This is a genomic window from Actinophytocola sp., from assembly GCF_049647105.1.
Taxonomy (GTDB): domain Bacteria; phylum Actinomycetota; class Actinomycetes; order Mycobacteriales; family Pseudonocardiaceae; genus Actinophytocola.
Genome location: NZ_JBARWZ010000200.1, coordinates 14,433 through 31,424, shown reverse-complemented (window position 1 = coordinate 31,424; position 16,992 = coordinate 14,433). Strand labels below are relative to the sequence as shown.

At 71.6% G+C, this 16,992-nt stretch carries 14 protein-coding genes; 6 read left to right on the top strand and 8 right to left on the bottom strand.

Annotation, left to right across the window (positions count from 1 at the left end):
• Positions 1-217 precede the first annotated feature (217 nt).
• Positions 218-1,042, top strand: a complete 825-nt coding sequence (locus WBA97_RS23700; RefSeq protein ID WP_424233094.1) for an SMP-30/gluconolactonase/LRE family protein — start codon at positions 218-220, stop codon at positions 1,040-1,042.
• On the opposite strand, the gene WBA97_RS23695 is transcribed toward WBA97_RS23700, so the two are convergent.
• Together WBA97_RS23695 and WBA97_RS23690 are read right to left on the bottom strand one after the other, a co-directional pair.
• Positions 952-4,194: an ATP-dependent helicase gene (locus WBA97_RS23695; RefSeq protein WP_424233099.1), complete on the bottom strand. Its 3,243-nt coding sequence runs from the start codon at positions 4,192-4,194 to the stop codon at positions 952-954. The two genes, WBA97_RS23700 and WBA97_RS23695, sit on opposite strands and share 91 nt — an antisense overlap.
• The gene (locus WBA97_RS23690) at positions 4,194-7,406 is read right to left on the bottom strand and encodes an ATP-dependent helicase (RefSeq protein WP_424233098.1); all 3,213 of its coding nucleotides are present in this window, start codon (positions 7,404-7,406) and stop codon (positions 4,194-4,196) included. Before WBA97_RS23690 ends, WBA97_RS23695 begins: the two co-directional genes overlap by 1 nt.
• A gap of 81 nt (positions 7,407-7,487) precedes the next feature.
• On the opposite strand from WBA97_RS23690, the gene WBA97_RS23685 reads away from it, so the two are divergent.
• Together WBA97_RS23685 and WBA97_RS23680 are read left to right on the top strand one after the other, a co-directional pair.
• The gene (locus WBA97_RS23685; protein WP_424233097.1) at positions 7,488-7,775 is read left to right on the top strand and encodes an MGMT family protein; all 288 of its coding nucleotides are present in this window, start codon (positions 7,488-7,490) and stop codon (positions 7,773-7,775) included.
• 38 nt (positions 7,776-7,813) lie between these two features.
• Entirely contained in the window at positions 7,814-8,341 is a 528-nt protein-coding gene (locus tag WBA97_RS23680; protein ID WP_424233093.1) for a hypothetical protein, read from the top strand.
• Here the strand turns inward: WBA97_RS23680 and WBA97_RS23675 are convergent.
• The 4 genes from WBA97_RS23675 to WBA97_RS23660 all read right to left on the bottom strand — a co-directional run bounded on the left by WBA97_RS23675 (position 8,328) and on the right by WBA97_RS23660 (position 12,557).
• Positions 8,328-9,125: a TIGR02569 family protein gene (locus WBA97_RS23675; protein WP_424233092.1), complete on the bottom strand. Its 798-nt coding sequence runs from the start codon at positions 9,123-9,125 to the stop codon at positions 8,328-8,330. The genes WBA97_RS23680 and WBA97_RS23675 overlap by 14 nt on opposite strands.
• 86 nt (positions 9,126-9,211) lie before the next feature.
• Positions 9,212-10,390: an adenylyltransferase/sulfurtransferase MoeZ gene (gene moeZ / locus WBA97_RS23670; RefSeq protein ID WP_424233091.1), complete on the bottom strand. Its 1,179-nt coding sequence runs from the start codon at positions 10,388-10,390 to the stop codon at positions 9,212-9,214.
• Positions 10,391-10,489: 99 nt separating this feature from the next.
• Positions 10,490-11,491, bottom strand: coding sequence for a DUF3152 domain-containing protein (locus tag WBA97_RS23665; protein ID WP_424233090.1), 1,002 nt, complete (start codon positions 11,489-11,491; stop codon positions 10,490-10,492).
• 82 nt (positions 11,492-11,573) lie between these two features.
• Entirely contained in the window at positions 11,574-12,557 is a 984-nt protein-coding gene (locus tag WBA97_RS23660) for an alpha/beta fold hydrolase (protein ID WP_424233089.1), read from the bottom strand.
• 98 nt (positions 12,558-12,655) lie between these two features.
• Between WBA97_RS23660 and WBA97_RS23655 the strand changes: the two genes are divergently transcribed.
• Together WBA97_RS23655 and WBA97_RS23650 are read left to right on the top strand one after the other, a co-directional pair.
• Positions 12,656-13,300 (top strand): TetR/AcrR family transcriptional regulator, encoded by a 645-nt coding sequence (locus WBA97_RS23655; RefSeq protein WP_424233088.1) that lies wholly within the window; start codon positions 12,656-12,658, stop codon positions 13,298-13,300.
• Between the two features lie 16 nt (positions 13,301-13,316).
• Positions 13,317-14,033: a TetR/AcrR family transcriptional regulator gene (locus WBA97_RS23650; RefSeq protein ID WP_424233087.1), complete on the top strand. Its 717-nt coding sequence runs from the start codon at positions 13,317-13,319 to the stop codon at positions 14,031-14,033.
• 49 nt (positions 14,034-14,082) lie between these two features.
• Here WBA97_RS23650 and WBA97_RS23645 read toward each other — a convergent pair whose 3' ends face one another.
• Positions 14,083-14,310 (bottom strand): DUF3107 domain-containing protein, encoded by a 228-nt coding sequence (locus tag WBA97_RS23645; RefSeq protein WP_424233086.1) that lies wholly within the window; start codon positions 14,308-14,310, stop codon positions 14,083-14,085.
• 35 nt (positions 14,311-14,345) lie between these two features.
• Positions 14,346-15,035: a ferritin-like fold-containing protein gene (locus tag WBA97_RS23640; protein ID WP_424233085.1), complete on the bottom strand. Its 690-nt coding sequence runs from the start codon at positions 15,033-15,035 to the stop codon at positions 14,346-14,348.
• A 98-nt stretch (positions 15,036-15,133) separates the two neighbouring features.
• Between WBA97_RS23640 and WBA97_RS23635 the strand changes: the two genes are divergently transcribed.
• Complete coding sequence (locus WBA97_RS23635; protein ID WP_424233084.1) at positions 15,134-16,885, top strand: DEAD/DEAH box helicase; 1,752 nt, start codon at positions 15,134-15,136, stop codon at positions 16,883-16,885.
• Positions 16,886-16,992: the final 107 nt, after the last annotated feature.

The window sequence follows — 16,992 nt, the reverse complement described above, 5'->3', positions numbered from 1 at the left end:
TCGCCACCGAAGTCACCACCCGCTACTTCCCGACCAAGCCCTACACCGGCCTCACCCAGACGGACACTTTTCATGAGGCAACGAATCCGCCTACGCGGGCATCTTGACGTGAGGCAACAGGGGGTTGTCGATCTTGGTTGTGGACAACTCGGTCGGTTGTGGACAACTGCCCTTCGCGAAGTGGTCGATGTCGGGGGTGGCTGGTCGTATGGATGGCATGAACGAACTGCTGCTCTCCGGAAGAGGCCTCCTCGAGTCGGCTCGCTGGCACGATGGCCGTCTGTACGTGTCCGACTGGTCGGCGGGCGAGATCCTCGACGTGGCCGCGGGCGAGGTTCTCGCCACGGTGCCGTCGCTGCCGCTCTGCTTCGACTGGCTCCCCGACGGTCAACTGGTGATCGTCTCCTCGGCGGACGGGAAACTGCTCCGCCGTGAACGCGACGGCACCCTCACCACCGCCGCGATCCTCGGCGACGGCGTCTGGAACGACATCGCCGTCGCGCCGAACGGGGACGTCTACGTCAACGGCGCCCCGCGGCTGGGCGACCAAGGCACCATCCACCGGGTCCGCGGCGGCGTGGCCACCCAGGTGGCCGGTGACCTCGCGTTTCCCAACGGCATGGCGATCGTCGACGGCACGCTGATCGTCGCCGAGTCGTACGCGCACCGGCTCACCGCGTTCGACGTCACCGATGACGGGCTGGCCGGCAAACGCACATGGGCGGCGCTCGGCGAGGACGCGGCCCCCGACGGGATCAGCGTCGACGACGGCACCATCTGGTACGCCGACGTGCCGAACCAGTGTTGTACCCACGTCGCTGAAGGGGGCGAGATCCTCGGCAGCGTCGCGCTCGACCGCGGTGTCTTCGACTGTGTGGTCACCGAATCCACCGTGTACGTGGTGGCCGCCCAATGGCGGGGCATGACCGAGCTGGTCACGCCCGGCAGCGGTCAGGTGCTCGGGATTCCCCGCAGCAAGGTCCGCAGCGCGGGCGCGTCCATCAGGTCCACCGGCCGCAACGTCACGTTGGATCGCACGTAATGGAACGCCGCACGCACCTCCGACAGTGGCGTCCCGGTCAGGCTGGCCCACGCCAGCCGGTACGCCGCCAGCTGCACCGACAGCGCTGGCAGCTCGTCATCGGACGGCACCGAGCCGGTCTTCCAGTCGACCACGGTCCACCCACCGTCCCCGTCGGCGAACACGGCGTCCAGCCTGCCGCGCAACGTCATCCCGTCGACGTCGCAGGTGAACGACACCTCGACGTCCGACGGCGACCGTTCCGCCCAGTCCGACGCCAGGAACGCCTCCTGCAGGGCCTCGAGGTCGGCGTCCGACGCGGCGTCCGCGTCGGCCGAGCCGGGCAGCTCGTCCAGGTCCAGCAACGCGCGCGAACCGAACCGCTTCTCCAGCCACGAGTGGAACGCCGTTCCCCGCCTGGCCACCGGGTTCGGCGGGAACGGCAGCGGGCGGCGGAGCCTGCGCGCCAGCGCGGCCGGGTCGCGGGCCAGCTCAACCAGCTGGCTCACGGAGATCGAGTCGGGCAGCACGACGTCCTCGCGGCGGTTCGCGGCCGCGGCCCGCTCCGCCAGCAGCACATCCGTGTCGGCAACCCAGCCATCCGGGTCCGTCTCCAGCGCCGGTTGCTCACCCGACCGCACCGACGCCAGCTCGGCACGGACCATCGCGGCCGCGTCCTCGACATGCGGGCGCGCGGGCGACAGCGGGTCGGCGGGCCACAGCGCGGTGCGTTCCGCCGTGGCGATCGGGTTCTCCTCGTGCTCACCGGGTTCCGGCGCCATGAACTCGACCGACGCGACCCGTTCGTCCATGCCGGCCACCGTGGCCGCGACCTCGGTGAAGAAGTCCGAAGGGCCCTTGGGTCTGGCGCCGGTGCGGCCCCACCAGTGCGCGGACACCAGCAGCGTCCGCTCGGAGCGGGTCAGCGCGACGTAGCAGAGGCGCCGCTCCTCGACGAGGTCCCGCTCCGCGAACGCCTCGGCGTGGTTGGTCAGCTCGACCTCGATCTCCTTGCGGTTGCTCGCACCCGACAGGTCGAGCACGGGCAGGTCCACCGCGTCACCCCGCAGCGCGGCGGGCAGTTCGGTGACGGCACGCAGCCAGCACGAGGTCCGCTTCCTGCTGGGGAACACGTCGTTGACCAGGTGCGGCACGGCGACGATCTCCCACTCGAGACCCTTCGCGCTGTGCACGGTCAGGATCTGCACGCGGTCATCGGCGACCTCGACCTCACCCGGTTCGAGGCCGTCCTCCGCGCTCTCCGCGGCCGCCAGGTAGTCCAGCAGGGCGGCAAGACTGGCCGACGGACTGGTCTGTGCGTAGTCGGACACCACGTCGGCGAACTTGTGCAGGTGGGCCCGCCGCGCACCGCCGACCCGCGCGGTCGCCTCGACGTCCAGCAGCATCGCGCGTTCGACGTCCGCGACCAGCTCGGGCAGCGGCTGGTCGAGCCGCCGCCGCAGCATCCGCAGCTCGCCGCCGAGCGACCGAAGCCGCCGATACCCCTCGGCCGAGTACTGCCGGGCCTCACCGGGGTCGTCGATGGCGTCGACCAGCCCGGCCTGCTCCGCGCCCTCCCCCGGCACCACGTCGACCAGCCCGCCGTCACCCTCGGGCCGGTAGTCCCGCCCCAGCTCGGCGGCCCGCCTCCACAGCGCGGCGAGGTCGGCCGCGCCCAGCCGCCACCGCGCGCCGGTCAGCAGCCGGGCGGCCGCCGCACCGGCGAGCGGGTCGATCAGCACCCGCAGTGCCGACACCAGGTCCCGCACCTCGGGCTCGTCGAGCAGGCCGCCGATGCCGACCACCTCGACCGGCAAACCCCTGGCCCGCAGGGCGCTCGCGATGTCGGTCATGTCCGCGCGGCGCCGCACGAGCACCGCGGCGGTCGGCGGCCGGTCGCGTTCGTCGGTGATGAACCGCCACCGCTGCGCGATCTCGTCGGCCAGCCACTCGACCTCGGCAGTCGTGTCCGGCTGCAACGCGACACGGACGTCCGCGGGTCCTCTGCCCGCAGGCGCCCGCAACTCGTCCACGTCCATGCCCGCGCGCCGCAGCGGACCGGAGATCGCGTTCGCGAGCGCCAGCACCTCCGGCGGGTTGCGGAAGCTCGTCAGCAGGCCGTGACGGGTGGCCGGCACGAGCTTCTTGTTGTCCAGCATGGGGAAGTCGGTCGCGAACCGGGGCAGGTTCGCGGCACTCGCGCCACGCCAGCCATAGATCGCCTGCACCGGGTCACCCACCGCCGTGACCGGCATCGGGTTCTTCCCGCCGAACAGCGAGCGCAGCAGGATCCGTTGCGAGTGGCCGGTGTCCTGGTACTCGTCGAGCAACGCGGTGCCGTAGCGGGCGCGCTCCCCCGCCGCCACCTCTGGCTGGGTGCTCGCGAGCATCGCGGCGAGCGCCATCTGCTCGGCGAAGTCCAGCGCGCCCTCCTTGCGTTTCGCGTCGCCATAGGCCTGCACGAGCGGCAGCATCGCGACCCGGAACCGTTGCGCGGCGACGACTTCCTTCAGGTCCTGCGACAGCTCGGCGCGCTGACGGGGGCCGCGGGGCGCGTTCTCGATGGTCGACGCCAGGTCCTCGCTGTAGGCGCGCAGCTCGTCCTCGTCGACGAGGTGCTCGGCCAGCTCACCGGCGAGTTCCAGCAGGTAGCGGGTCACGGTGACGGGCACCCGCTCGGTCTCCAGGTCCTGGGTCCACGTCGACACCACGCGGTGCGCGAGCTGCCAGCACGCGGTCTCGGTCAGCAGGCGGGCACCCGGCTCGACCGGCAGCCGCAGCCCGTGCTCGGCGACCAGCCTGCCCGCGTACGCGTGGTAGGTCAGGACGGTCGGCTCCCCCGCGTACAGGTCCGCGACCAGGCCCCCGCTGGGGTCGAGCCGGTACGGCAGCCGCGAACCGGCCAGCTTTCGCAGGCGCGAGCGGACCCGGTCGGCGAGCTGGCGCGCGGCCTTGCGGGTGAACGTGAGGCCCAGCACGCGGTCCGGGGTGACGATGCCGTTGGCGACCAGCCACACCACGCGGGCGGCCATGGTCTCGGTCTTGCCCGCGCCTGCCCCCGCCACGACCAGCGCGGGATCGGTGGGGGCGGCGATCACCTCGGCCTGCTCGTCGGTCGGCGGGGGCAGACCGAGCTCCTTCGCGAGTTCCCTTGGCGAGATCACTGCCGAGATCACTCGGGCACCTGTCGGCCGCTGGCGTGCATCGGGCAGCTGACGCGGACCGGGCACCGGGGGCAGTCCGGGTTCTGCCTGGCCAGGTACTCGGGCCCGGTGCTGGCGGCGGCCGCGTCGGCGACCACCCCGGTCCAGTGCTTCACGCCGTCCTCGCCGACCGGGTCCTGGTTGCGTTCGGTCGCGGCCTTCTTGCGGTTGGCCTTGGCGACGTACAACAGCCGCGCGCCACCGGGTTCGCTGTCCAGACCGAGCTCCACGAACGCGCCGTACGCGGCGGCCAGCTGGTAGACGGCGAGCTGCGGGTGCTCGCGGGCGTCGTCCTGACTGATCGCCTGCCTGCTGGTCTTCACGTCGACCACCACGGGGTGGCCGTCGTTGTCGGCCTCGAGCCGGTCGACGCGGCCCTTGACCCGCACCGGCGGTTCGGTCTCCGGGAGATCGACGGTGAAGTCGTGCTCGACCGCGACCTGCGTCAGCTCGCCTCGGGTGGCCGCGACCCAGGAGAGGAAGGTGTCCAGCATGGCGTGCACGCGCTGACGTTCCCGGCGGGAGAACCATGGCGCACCAGCGTCGACGGCGTCCCACGCGCGGTCCAGCTCGGCACGCAGGTGCACCTCGTCGGCGCCGGACGCGGCGGCCTGCGCGAGTGCGTGCACGAGCACGCCGGTGATCGACGCCAGCTCGGCAGGGTCGGTGCCGCCGTGCCGCTCGACGACCCAGCGCAGCGGGCACTTCGCGAGCGTCTCGACGTTGGACGGTGAGACGGTGACGCCGTCTTCCTTGCCGCGCAACGGTTGCGCCGTGGACAGGTCCGGCAGCCCGTACCAGCTGTCCGGGCTCGCGCCCGGCACTCCCGCGTCGGCTAGGCGGGCGAGCTGGCGGGCGGCGCGGCGCCTGCGTTCCTCCGGTGCGTGCGGGTCGCTGACCGCGCGGCGCAGGTCGCCGACGAGGTCGGCCAGCACGAGCGCGCGCCGCGTGCCGCCCAGCGAGGTCGGCCTGCCCGCGTCCTCGAGGTTCTCGATGTCCACACCGGACAGCTCGGCGAGGAAGCGGGAGGGCTGCTCGTCCTCGCCGCGGATGGCGGACACCAGCAGCGTGCGGCGGGCGCGGCTCGCGGCGACCAGCAGGAGCCTGCGTTCCTCGGCGAGCAGCGGCGCGGTGGCGGACAGCTTGGACTCGGTGGTGTCGTCGATGCCGGACAGCCGGTCCACGAGCCGCTCCACGCCGAGCAGCGTGCCACGCAGCCGCAGGTCCGGCCAGGTGCCCTCCTGGACGCCGAGCACGGCCACGACCGTCCACTCGCGACCGACGGCGCCGTGCGCGGTGAGCACGGCGACGACGTTGTCGCGCTGCGCGGACGGGGCGAGCGTGTCGCCCACGATCCGTTGCGACGCGAGGAAGTCCGCGAACCCGGTGACCCCGGCGCCTGGCAGCCGGTCGGCGTAGCGGGCGGCGGCGTGGAACAGGCCGACGATCGCGTCGAGGTCGCGGTCCGCCTGCGCGCCAAGGGTGCCACCGCGGTGCGACTGCGCGACCCAGCGCGACTCGAGCCCGCTCTGCTGCCACACCTGCCAGAGCACCTGCTCGATGCCGGCGTTCTCGGCGATGGCCTTCCGTGCGGTGGCGAGCAACGCGGCGACGCGGCGGACGCTGGTCGCCTCGGCGTCGTCGAGCGCGGCGAGCAGGTCCCCGGACTTCAGCACCTCGATGAGCAGGTCGTCGGAGGGCCGGTCCTGCCCGGCGGCGAGGTCGAGCCTGCGCAGCCCGCGACGCAGCCGCCGCACGGCGAGTGGGTCGGCACCGCCGAACTGGCTGGTCAGCAACATCTCGGCGCGCTCGGCATCGAGCAGGCGCGGATAGGAGGCGATCCGCAGCAGCTCCAGGAACGGCCGGATGGCGGGCTGGCGGGCAAGCGGCAGCTCGTCGGCGTCGGTGGCGACCGGCACGCCGGCGGCGGTGAGCGCGCGGTACAGCACTGGCGCGGAACGGGTGACCGACCGGCAGAGCACCGCCATCTCCGACCACGGCACGCCGTCGATGAGGTGCGCGCGGCGGAACTGGTCGGCGATCCACGCGGCCTCCGCGGCCTCCGTGGTGTGCAGCCGGACGTCCACGATGCCGTTGTGCCGGGAGTTCTCGACCTCCTCGCCCGGTGTGGGCCGCTGCGGCGACGCCCCGGGCAGCCGGGCGGCGAGCCGGGCGACGGCCTCGCGGACCGCGGGCGCCATGCGGTGCGCCTCCCGGAGGACGACGGTGCCGCCGTCCGGTTCGGTGTCGGCGAGCAGCCGAGGATCGGCGCCGCGGAAGGAGAACACGGCCTGGTCGGGGTCCCCGGCGAGGATGAACTCCTTGGCGGCCAGCCCGAGCCGGGCGAGCAGCCGGTACTGGAGCGGGTCGAGGTGCTGGGCGTCGTCGACGAGGAGGTAGCGCACCCGGTCACGCTCGCTGTCGAGCAGCGCGGCGTCGGTCTCGAACGCGAGTACCGCGCCCGCGACCAGCTCGGCGGCGTCCAGCGCGGGTGCCGACTCCTGCGCCGCGGCACTGTCCGTGGCCCCGGCGAGCAGCGTGACCTGCTCGTACTGCTGGGCGAACCGGCCGACGGCCGTCCACTCGGGGTTCTTCGCCACACGCCCGAGCTTGATCAGGTCCTCCGGCCCGAGCCCGCGCTCCGCGGCACGCAGCATGAGGTCCCGTAGTTCCTCGGCGAACCCGGGCACGGTGAGGGCGGGCCGGAGCCGGTCGGGCCAGTAGTGCGCATCGTCCTCGACGTCACCGGCGAGCAGCTCGCGGACGACGGCGTCCTGTTCGGGTCCGGACAGGAGACGGGGCCCCGGCACGTCCCGCAGATGTGCGTGCAGGCGCAGCACGGAGAACGCGTAGGAGTGGACGGTGCGGACGAGCGGTTCCCGGACCGTGCGGGGCACGTCGTTCGTCTCGTCGTGCTCGGTGATCAGCCGCGCGACCGCGGCACGCACCTCGGTCGCGGCCCGCCTGCCCGCGGTGATGATGAGCAACTGCTCCGGGTCGACGCCGCCACGCAGGATGCGGTCGGCCGCGAGCTCGGTGAGCAGGGTCGTCTTGCCGGTGCCGGGACCGCCGAGAACGCGGACGAAACCGCCCGCGCCGTCGAGCACGCGCCGCGCGGCCGGTTCCCACCGCGTCCGCGCGCGGGGTGCGACCGGCCGGCGAACGAGCCGAGGAGCCGGCATGAACGTGGCGACCACGCCGACGATGGAACCACGCCGGGCGCACGGGGTGGCGGGCGGCACGCCGTCATACTTGGTCCCGTGGTGTCCGAGGAGCTGCACGAGCGGGTGCGAGAGATCATCAAGTCGATCCCGCGTGGCCGGGTCGCGTCCTACGGCGACATCGCGGCACTGGCTTCGGCACCCACTCCCCGGCTGGTGGGCCGGATCCTGTCGGAGGACGGCCACGACCTGCCGTGGCACCGGGTGCTCCGCGCCAACGGCACACCGGCACCGGGCCTCGCGCGGCGGCAGCTGGAACTGCTGCGCGCGGAGGGTGTGCTGGCGGACGGCGAGAAGGTCAGTATGCGGAAGTACCGCTGGCATCCGTGAACCCGGCGAGGTAGTCCTCGCCAGTACGATCAGCGCTCGTGCTGAGACAACTCGCGGCGACGTGGCTGGTGGGCTCCTCGGTCACGGGCACCATCGCGGTCCTGTTCACGAGCGACGGCGGCGGCCTGCCGTTCCGCCCGCTCGCTCTGTTCTCCGGTCAGGCACTGTTCACCCTCGCCGTGCTGCTCCTGGCGCTGGCGCTGGCGACGTTCGCCATCGGCTGGCGCACACAGGACGCCGGCTGGCTCCCGCGCGGCGGCCGCGGCGTGCTGCTCTGGACGATCCTGGTCGCCGGCGGCGGGCTCGGCGGCTGGGGGTTCGCGGCCGCGGTCACCTTCCACGCCGAGTTCTCGCTGACCGCGCAGCTGATCCTCGCCTACACCTGCGGCGGGCTGCCGTTCGCGCTGATCGCGGCGATGCTGGCGAAACCCCACCTGGTCAACGCCGTCGCGGCGATGGTCACCGCCATCGCGCTGCTGATCGGGGTCCTGCTGCTCGACGGCCGGATCTCGACGCTGGTCGCCTACCTGCAGATGCTGTTCTGGCCGGCCGCTACAGAGTGGTGATCCGGCGCGCGGCACGCTCGAGGCCGCGCATCGACTGCTCCGTCGAGTGCGGGTGCAGCGCGTGCACCGCGAGCCGGAACAGCAACGCGTGCAACAACACCTGCGGCCACTCCGGCAGGTGCGACCACCGCTTCGGCAGGCCATCGTCCGCACCGCCCCACGCGAGGGCGTCCACGACCACGACCGCCGCGGCCCATTCGGCCGGGCGGTAGAACGCGGTGAAGTCGACGATGCCGGGTGCGGCGTCACCGGCGAAGAGCACGTTGCCGAACAGGTCGCCGTGCACCACCTGCGGGCGCAGCGCCAACGGCTTGCGGGCGCCGGAGATCACCTCGAACAGCCGCCCGCCGAGCGCGGGGGACAGCGGCGCCTCCTCCACACCGGACGCGGCGCGGTCGGCCATCGCGAACACGTCGGCCCGCATCGCGAGGAAACGCGGCGGTGGCAGGTCGGCGGTCGCCTTGTGCAGGCGCAGCGACGCGGCCACGACCTCGTCGTAGCGCGGTTCCGGGCGGCCGTCGAGATGCCGGAACGCGATCCACCCGCCGACGACGTACCTGCCGTCGCTCGCCCGCATGGGGCGTCCGACACGCAGGTCCGGCACAGACAGCTCGGTCAACATCTGCGCGACCCACGACGCCTCGGCCGGGTTCGACACGGACCGCAGCGCGATGCCGTCACAGCGCCACAGCGGGCCGTTGCCGACCAGTTCCGGCACGCTGTCCTTCACGCCATAGGCAGCACGCACGTGCTGGGGCGGCGGGGCAGGTGCGGACGCTGTCACGTCCAGGCACGCTACCCCGCCGCTCCGCAATGCGTCGTGCAGGTCACGCGGCTGTGCGAGTCACTGACCCGAATGGACCAGCGGCGTCAGTAGGTCGGCAGACTCGGGTCGATGTCCCGCGCCCAGCCGAGCACACCGCCGCCGACGTGCACAGCGTCCTTGAAACCGGCCTTGTGAAGCGCGGCAAGAGCTTCCGCGGACCGGGCCCCGGACTTGCAGTGCAGGACGATCGGCTTGTCCTGCGGCAGCGTCGACAGCGCGGCGCCGGACAGGATCTCGTCCTTCGGGATCAGTACGGAGCCGGAGATCTTCACGATCTCGTACTCGTGCGGCTCGCGGACGTCGATCAGCGCGAAGTCGTCGCCCCGGTCGAACTTCTCCTTGAGCTCACGCGGCGTGATCGTGGAGCCCGCGGCGGCCTGCTGGGCGTCGTCGGAGACGACACCGCAGAACGCGTCGTAGTCGATGAGACCCTCGATCGGCTTGGACTCCGGGTCCTTGCGGATCTTGATGGTCCGGTACGACATCTCCAGCGCGTCGTACACCATCAGCCTGCCGAGCAGCGGTTCACCGATCCCGGTGAGCAGCTTGATCGCCTCGGTGACCATGACCGAGCCGATCGACGCGCACAGCACGCCCAGCACGCCGCCCTCGGCGCACGACGGCACCATGCCGGGCGGCGGCGGCTCGGGGTAGAGGTCGCGGTAGTTCAGGCCCTGGCCGTTGGGCGCGTCCTCCCAGAACACGCTGACCTGGCCCTCGAACCGGAAGATCGAGCCCCAGACGTAGGGCTTGCCGAGCAGCACGGCCGCGTCGTTGACCAGGTAGCGGGTCGCGAAGTTGTCGGTGCCGTCCACGATCAGGTCGTAGCCCCGGAAGACGTCGAGCGCGTTGTCGCTGGTCAGCTGGTCCTGGTGCACGATGACGTCGACCAGCGGGTTGATCTCGGCGATGGACTCCTTGGCCGAGACCGCCTTCGGCTTCCCGACATCCGAGACGCCGTGGATGACCTGGCGCTGCAGGTTCGACTCGTCAACCACGTCGAAGTCGATCACGCCGAGCGTGCCGACACCGGCCGCGGCCAGGTACAGCAGCGCGGGGCTGCCCAGCCCACCGGCACCGACGACCAGGACCTTCGCGTTCTTCAGCCGTTTCTGCCCGTCGACCCCGACATCCGGGATGATCAGGTGACGGCTGTAGCGGGCGACCTCGTCCTTGGTGAGCTCGGCGGCCGGTTCCACCAGGGGCGGCAAACCGCTTGCCATGGGTTCCTCCTCGACGCGTGACTGGATGGCTCCCAGTCTCCTCACGTGCAACGCGTTCGTCCCACCCGGTCTTCCGCGCCTCCCACATCGCGGGATTTGTCAGCCCGGTGGCTGCGCCTGCGGGTTGGGCCACTGGTTGACGCGGCACGTCTTGCCGTCGGCCTCCACCGGGTCGGAGTTGCCGACCTGGTCGTTCAGCCGCGCCACGAAATTGTTGTTCGTACCGAAGCTCTGCTGCATCATCACGGGCGCGAGGCCGCCCTCCTGGGCGCAGCCGACGTGGCCGTTGCCGAAGGCGTGGCCGATCTCGTGGTTGATGGCGTACTCGCGGTAGGAGCCGATGTCGCCGCTGAACGCCAGCGCGCCACGCACCCAGCGGGCCAGGTTGATCATCACCCGCTGCTCGCTGCGCCGCCAGCACGACGACTCGTAGGTGATGGAGTAGCCGCAGTAGTCCGGCTTGTGCACGGTGTCCGGGGTGCTCAGGCTGATCCGGATGTCCGGCTCGGTGCCGCCGTCGACGCGCTGCACCGACACCTGCCCGGTCGAGGTCCAGCCGCGCGGGTCGGCGAGCGTGGTGTCCACGAGCTTGCCGAACGAGTCGATGCCGCCGTAGGGGGCGAGGTCGATGCCGTTCTCGACCTCGATCGTGTACGTGTAGAGCTCGCCCGCGCCGCCCACTCTCGGCGTGGTGCCGGGGAGGACGGTCCACTCACCCTGGCCACTCTGCGGGTACGCCGCACCGCCTGGCAGGTCGGCGGTCGGGATCTTCAGGTCCTGCGGCTTCGCCGGCTTCTCGCTGACGCCGGGCCCAGCCTGCACGTCGCCGCTGTTCTGGGGGTCCGCGCCCTGGGCGGCGCCGTCCTGCGCGGCCTCGACGCCGGCACCGTCATCGCCCGAGGTCTGGATCACCACGAGCGCGGTGAGCGCCACCAGCACGGGCACCGCGTACACGCGCCAGCCGTAGGTCGCGAGCACCCCCCGCTTCTTCCGGTGCGCCTTCTTCCTCGGCCGCTCCTCGGGTCGCCACGACGCCGCGAGAGGCTCCGCCGACGTGCGGCGTTCACCTGCGCGGTAACGGTCGGGGACCCGCTTCGTCACGCGCCCAGGGTGCCACACGGCGGACGCGCCGCCGATTCGAACGGCGCGTTGGAGTGAGCTTTGCCACCGACGTGAACCAAATTCACCACTTGCCCGTGTCGACCTGCTCCCACATGCCCAGCACCGCACGCGCGACCGTCCCCGGCCGCTCCATCTGCGCGACGTGCCCGGTCCTCGGCAGCACCAGCAGCCGTGCCCTCGGGATGAGCCGGGCGGTCCTCGGCGCCTTGCGGACCGTCACCATCCTGTCGTCGCTGCCCCACACGACCAGCGTCGGCGCCTTGATGCGTGGCGCGAGTGCCCACAGCGACCTCGACCTCGGCACCAGCCACGACCGGAACAACCCGATCGTGCTGCGCGCGAGCGCCGGGTTGGCCCACACCATCCGCGCACGCTCCGCGAACTCGGCCGCGGCCTCGTCCTTGCGGGACTGCGGCACCCGGTCGGCGTCCGCGAACACCAGCTTCAGCAGCTGCAGCACCCGCTGCTCGACGGGCACCGCCGCGAGCCTGCGCCGCACGGGCGCGCCGACCAGCGGCAGATAGGCGATGGCGAGGCGCGGGTCGGACATCCGCGAGGTGAGTGGCCGCAGGTCGGGCACGGCGGGCGACACCAGGGTCAGCGTGCGGACCAGGTCGGGGTGGTCGGCGGCGACGTACATGGAGATCGCGCCGCCCATCGAGTTGCCGAACAGGTGGACCGGGCCGACGCCGAGACCGCGGACGAACCTCGCGACCGCGTCGGCGTGCGCGGGGATCGAGTAGTCGAAGTCCTTCTCCGGTTCCGTCCGGCCGAAACCCGGCAGGTCCAGCGAGATGCCGGGCACCCGCGTGGACAGCAGGGCGGCGAGGTCGGTCCAGTTCGTTGCCGAGCCGCCGAGTCCGTGCACGTAGACGGCGGTCTCGCCGCCCTCCGGCCCCGGTGTGACACGGACGTGCATGCGGACGCCACCCGAAGTGCGGTCCTCGCCCGGCCACGGCGGTATCGACATGTCGACAGCCGGGAGGACGGCGTCGGACAGCGGGACGTACGTGACCGGAGGGCGGGATTCGATGCTTGCGCTCACCCCTCCAGTGTCCATGACTCTCCCGAAGTCGCATTACCGGCGAGTAAGGTCAGGACCGCGGGCCGGCAACCCTGGCCCGGGAAAGACGTGGAGGGCGAATGTCGGGGACGATTCAGCACGGACTGGCCGGCCAGGCGAACCGGGCCGCGCGGCTGCCGCGCACCGCTCGGCGGGCCCAGCTGCTGGCCGCCGCACAGGACGTCTTCGCGGCGAACGGGTACCACGCGGCCGCCATGGACGAGATCGCCGAACGCGCTGGTGTGTCCAAGCCCGTGCTCTACCAGCACTTCCCCGGCAAGCTGGAGCTGTACCTCGCGCTACTCGAGATCCACGTCGACGAGCTGATCGCGCGGGTGACCGACGCGATGGAGTCGACCACGGACAACAAGGTCCGGGTGCAGAACGCGGTGAGCGCGTACTTCGACTTCGTCGACGGTGAGAGCCAGGCGTACCGGCTGGTGTTCGAGTCCGACCTGCGCGGCGAGCCGGTGGTGCAGGCGGCCATCGACCGCGGCACCGACGCGTGCGTGCAGGCCATCACCAGGACCATCACCGCGGACGCCGGTCTCGAGGAGGAGCCCGCGCGGCTGCTCGCGGTCGGGCTCGTCGGCATCAGCCAGGTGGCGGCCCGCTCGTGGCTCGCGAACAACCGCTCGATGAACAAGGAAGAGGCCGTCGGGCTGATCAGCACGCTGGCCTGGAAGGGCATCGGCGGCGGCTACCCGCTGCAGCAGTCCTCGTAGGAGTAGATTCGGCCAGATGCCAGAAGCAACCGGCACCACGACCGGCGATGCGAGACGGGACCGCTGGCGTTCCCATCGGGCGGCGCGGCGGGCGGAGTTCGTGGAGGCGGCGATGCGTGCGCTCGCCGAATACGGCCCGGACGTCGGTATGGACCACATCGCCGCCGAAGCGGGAGTCACGAAACCCGTCCTGTACCGCCACTTCGCCGACAAGGCCGACCTGTTCGTCGCACTGGGGCACCGCGGCACCGAGATCCTGTTCGACCGGCTCATCCCCGCGCTCAACAACGAGGAAGCCCCGGTCCCGCGCATCCGCAAGAGCCTCCACGCGTTCTTCACCACGGTCGAGGAGTACCCGCACCTGTACCGGCTGCTGGTCCGCCGCTCGCTGGCGAACCGGCCGGTCGAGCAGGACATCGTGGCCGAGGACAAGGAACTGATCGCGCAGGCCCTTTCCGCGCTGCTCGGCGACTACCTGCGCGCGATGGACCTGGACTCCGGCGCCGCCGAGCCGTGGGCACACGGCATCGTCGGCATGGTCCAGAACGTCAGCGAGTGGTGGCTGGAGCGCCGCACCATGAGCCGCGACGCGGTGGTCGAGTACCTGACCCAGATCATCTGGGCCGCCATCGACGGCTTCACCCGCGCGAACGGCGTCACCCTCGACCCGAACAAGCCACTGGAGCTGAACCGGGTCGTCAAGCTCTCCGAGGCACACCCGAACGCGGGCTGAGCAGCGAGAAGGGCAGGACCCGCGGGCCCTGCCCTTCCGCCAAGCTCACTCAGGTGGTGACGAAACCCACTTTGCGGGAGTCGACAGAGCCGATCTCCACGTACGCCACCCGGCCGGACGGCACCAGGTAGCGGCGCCCCTTGTCGTCGACGAGCGCCAAGGTCCCCGAGGAGTCCTTCAACGCGTCGGCGACCAACGACTCCACCTCTTCGGGAGTCTGCGCGCTGTTGATCAGCAGCTCCCGCGCGGTGTCCGCGACTCCGACCTTGACCTCCACGCTGACCTCCAAAACCGATGTACGACAAACCAAGGCTAGCCGAGACCGAGCGCGGACATCCGCTTGCCATGCTGCTGTTGCAACCGCCGGAAGAGCGCGGCTATGCCTGCGAGGTCCCCCGTGCCGGTCACGATCAGCTCGGCGAGCCCGTCCCGCTCGGCCACCACGTACTGGGCCTGCGTCAGCGCCTCGCCCAGCAGCCGCCGCCCCCAGAGCGTGAGCCGGTCCCGCACGGTGCGGTCGCGTTCGATGGCCGCCCGCACTTCGCGCTCGGCGAACGCGGAGTGACCCGTGTCACCCAGCACCTCGAGCACGAGGGACGAGGTCTCGCCGTCCAGCCACGAGGCGATCTCGCGGTAGAGGTCGGCCGCCAGCCCGTCGCCGACATAGGCCTTGACCAGCGACTCCAGCCACGAGCGCGGCGCGGTGGAGGCATGCCAGGTGTCGAAGTGCCCGATGAACGGCCGCATCGCCTCCTGTACGTCGATGTCGTGCTCGGCGAGGTACCGCTCGATCCGGCCGTAGTGCCCCATCTCGGCCGCGGCCATCGCCGACAGGGCCGCCCGTCCCGCGATGGACGGCGCCGTGCGCGCGTCCTCGGAGAGCCGGTCGAACGCCGACAGCTCGCCGTAGGCGAGCACACCGAGCAGGTCTACTACCGCGGGATCAATGGCACCGTCGCGCGACTCACTCACAGCCGCTCCTCGCAGGCTCCGAGCGGCCATTGTCCCTGTGCGTATGGGTCGCTCCGCAGGCTCCGCTCACGCCCAAAGCCTATCCGCCGACCCTCGCAGGTAGACTGGTGAGGACGCGGCCTTGTCAAATGAGCTGCGTAGAGAGGGTGTGCGCGCCTCGCCGGCCCTCCCGTACCGCGAAGACGGTGCGGTTGAGCGGCCCGTCCAGGGCGGAGCGCGCTGGACAAGGGAGAGATCACATCACTGAACAGAACACACAGGACCTGGACCCGGTCACGCTGGAACACAGCGAGGCAGGGGTCCCCGACACCGACACGTCGCATCCGCTGAAGGCAGATGCGCCCGTCCGCAACGACTCCCCAAGGTTCGCCGAGTTCGGCGTGAAGGCGGAGATCGTCAAGGCCCTCTCCGAGGCGGGCATCGAGCGGACCTTCGCCATCCAGGAACTGACGCTGCCGCTGGCACTCGCCGGCGAGGACGTCATCGGTCAGGCCCGCACCGGCACCGGCAAGACGCTGGGCTTCGGAGTGCCGCTGCTGAACCGCATCGAGCTGCCCGCCGACGGCACCCCGCAGGTGCTGATCGTCGTGCCGACCCGCGAGCTGTGCCTGCAGGTCACGCACGACCTGTCCGACGCCGGCAAGCACCTCGGCATCCGCGTCGAGGCCATCTACGGCGGCCGCCCCTACGAGCCGCAGATCGCGCAGCTGCGCAAGGGCGTCGACGTGGTCGTCGGCACGCCGGGCCGACTGCTCGACCTCGCCGAGCAGCGCCACCTGGTGCTTGGCAAGGTCCGCGCGCTGGTGCTCGACGAGGCCGACCGCATGCTTGACCTCGGCTTCCTGCCCGACATCGAGCGGATCCTGCGCATGGTGCCCGACGAGCGGCAGACCATGCTGTTCTCCGCGACCATGCCGGGCCCGATCATCACGCTGGCCCGCACGTTCCTGCACCAGCCGACGCATATCCGGGCCGAGGAGAACGACGCGGGCGCCATCCACGAGCGCACCCGCCAGTTCGTCTACCGGGCGCACTCGCTGGACAAGATCGAGGTCGTCGCGCGTGCGCTGCAGGCGGACGGCCGCGGCCTGACGATGATCTTCAGCCGCACCAAGCGGACCGCGCAGAAGGTCGCCGACGACCTTGAGGAGCGCGGTTTCGCGGTCGCCGCGGTGCACGGTGACCTGGGCCAGGGCGCCCGCGAGCAGGCACTGCGCGCGTTCCGCGCAGGCAAGGTCGACGTGCTCATCTCCACGGACGTGGCGGCGCGCGGCATCGACATCGACGACGTCACGCACGTCATCAACTTCCAATGCCCCGAGGACGACGGCACCTACGTGCACCGCATCGGCCGCACCGGCCGCGCGGGTCGCGAAGGTGTGGCGATCACGCTCGTCGACTGGGACGACGAACCACGCTGGAAGCTGATCAGCGACACGCTGGGTCTCGACATGCCCGAGCCGGTCGAGACGTACTCGACCTCCGAGCACCTGTTCTCCGACCTCGACATCCCCAAGGGTTCGACCGGCAGGCTGCCGCTGGCCAAGCGCACCCGCGCCGGCCTCTCGGCCGAGCCGGAGGAGGACCTCGGCGACAAGAAGAAGGGGCGCAACCGCAAGCGTGCGCGCCGTGCGACCGGTCCGGCCGCCGAGACCCCGCGCAAGAGCGAGTCCAGCGAGCCCAGTGGCGAGCCTCGGCAGCGCCGTCGCCGTCGCCGCAGTGGTGGCGAAGGTGAGCAGCCTGCCGAGACGCAGGAGGCCTCGACGGCCACCACGGCACCGCGCTCGGAGCGCCCGGCCCGCACGCGTCGGCGTCGCAGCCGGGGCGGGGTGGCGAGCGAGACGCCGAACACCGGCGACACAGGCGGTTCGGCAGACTAGTCCGCCTCCCCGAAATCAACAGTGTCGGTCGCGTTCCGACGAACAGTGCGGATGGCAGGTGGATCGTGGCTGAGTACCGTCACGGTCCCCTGAGGCTCGGCTCGCCG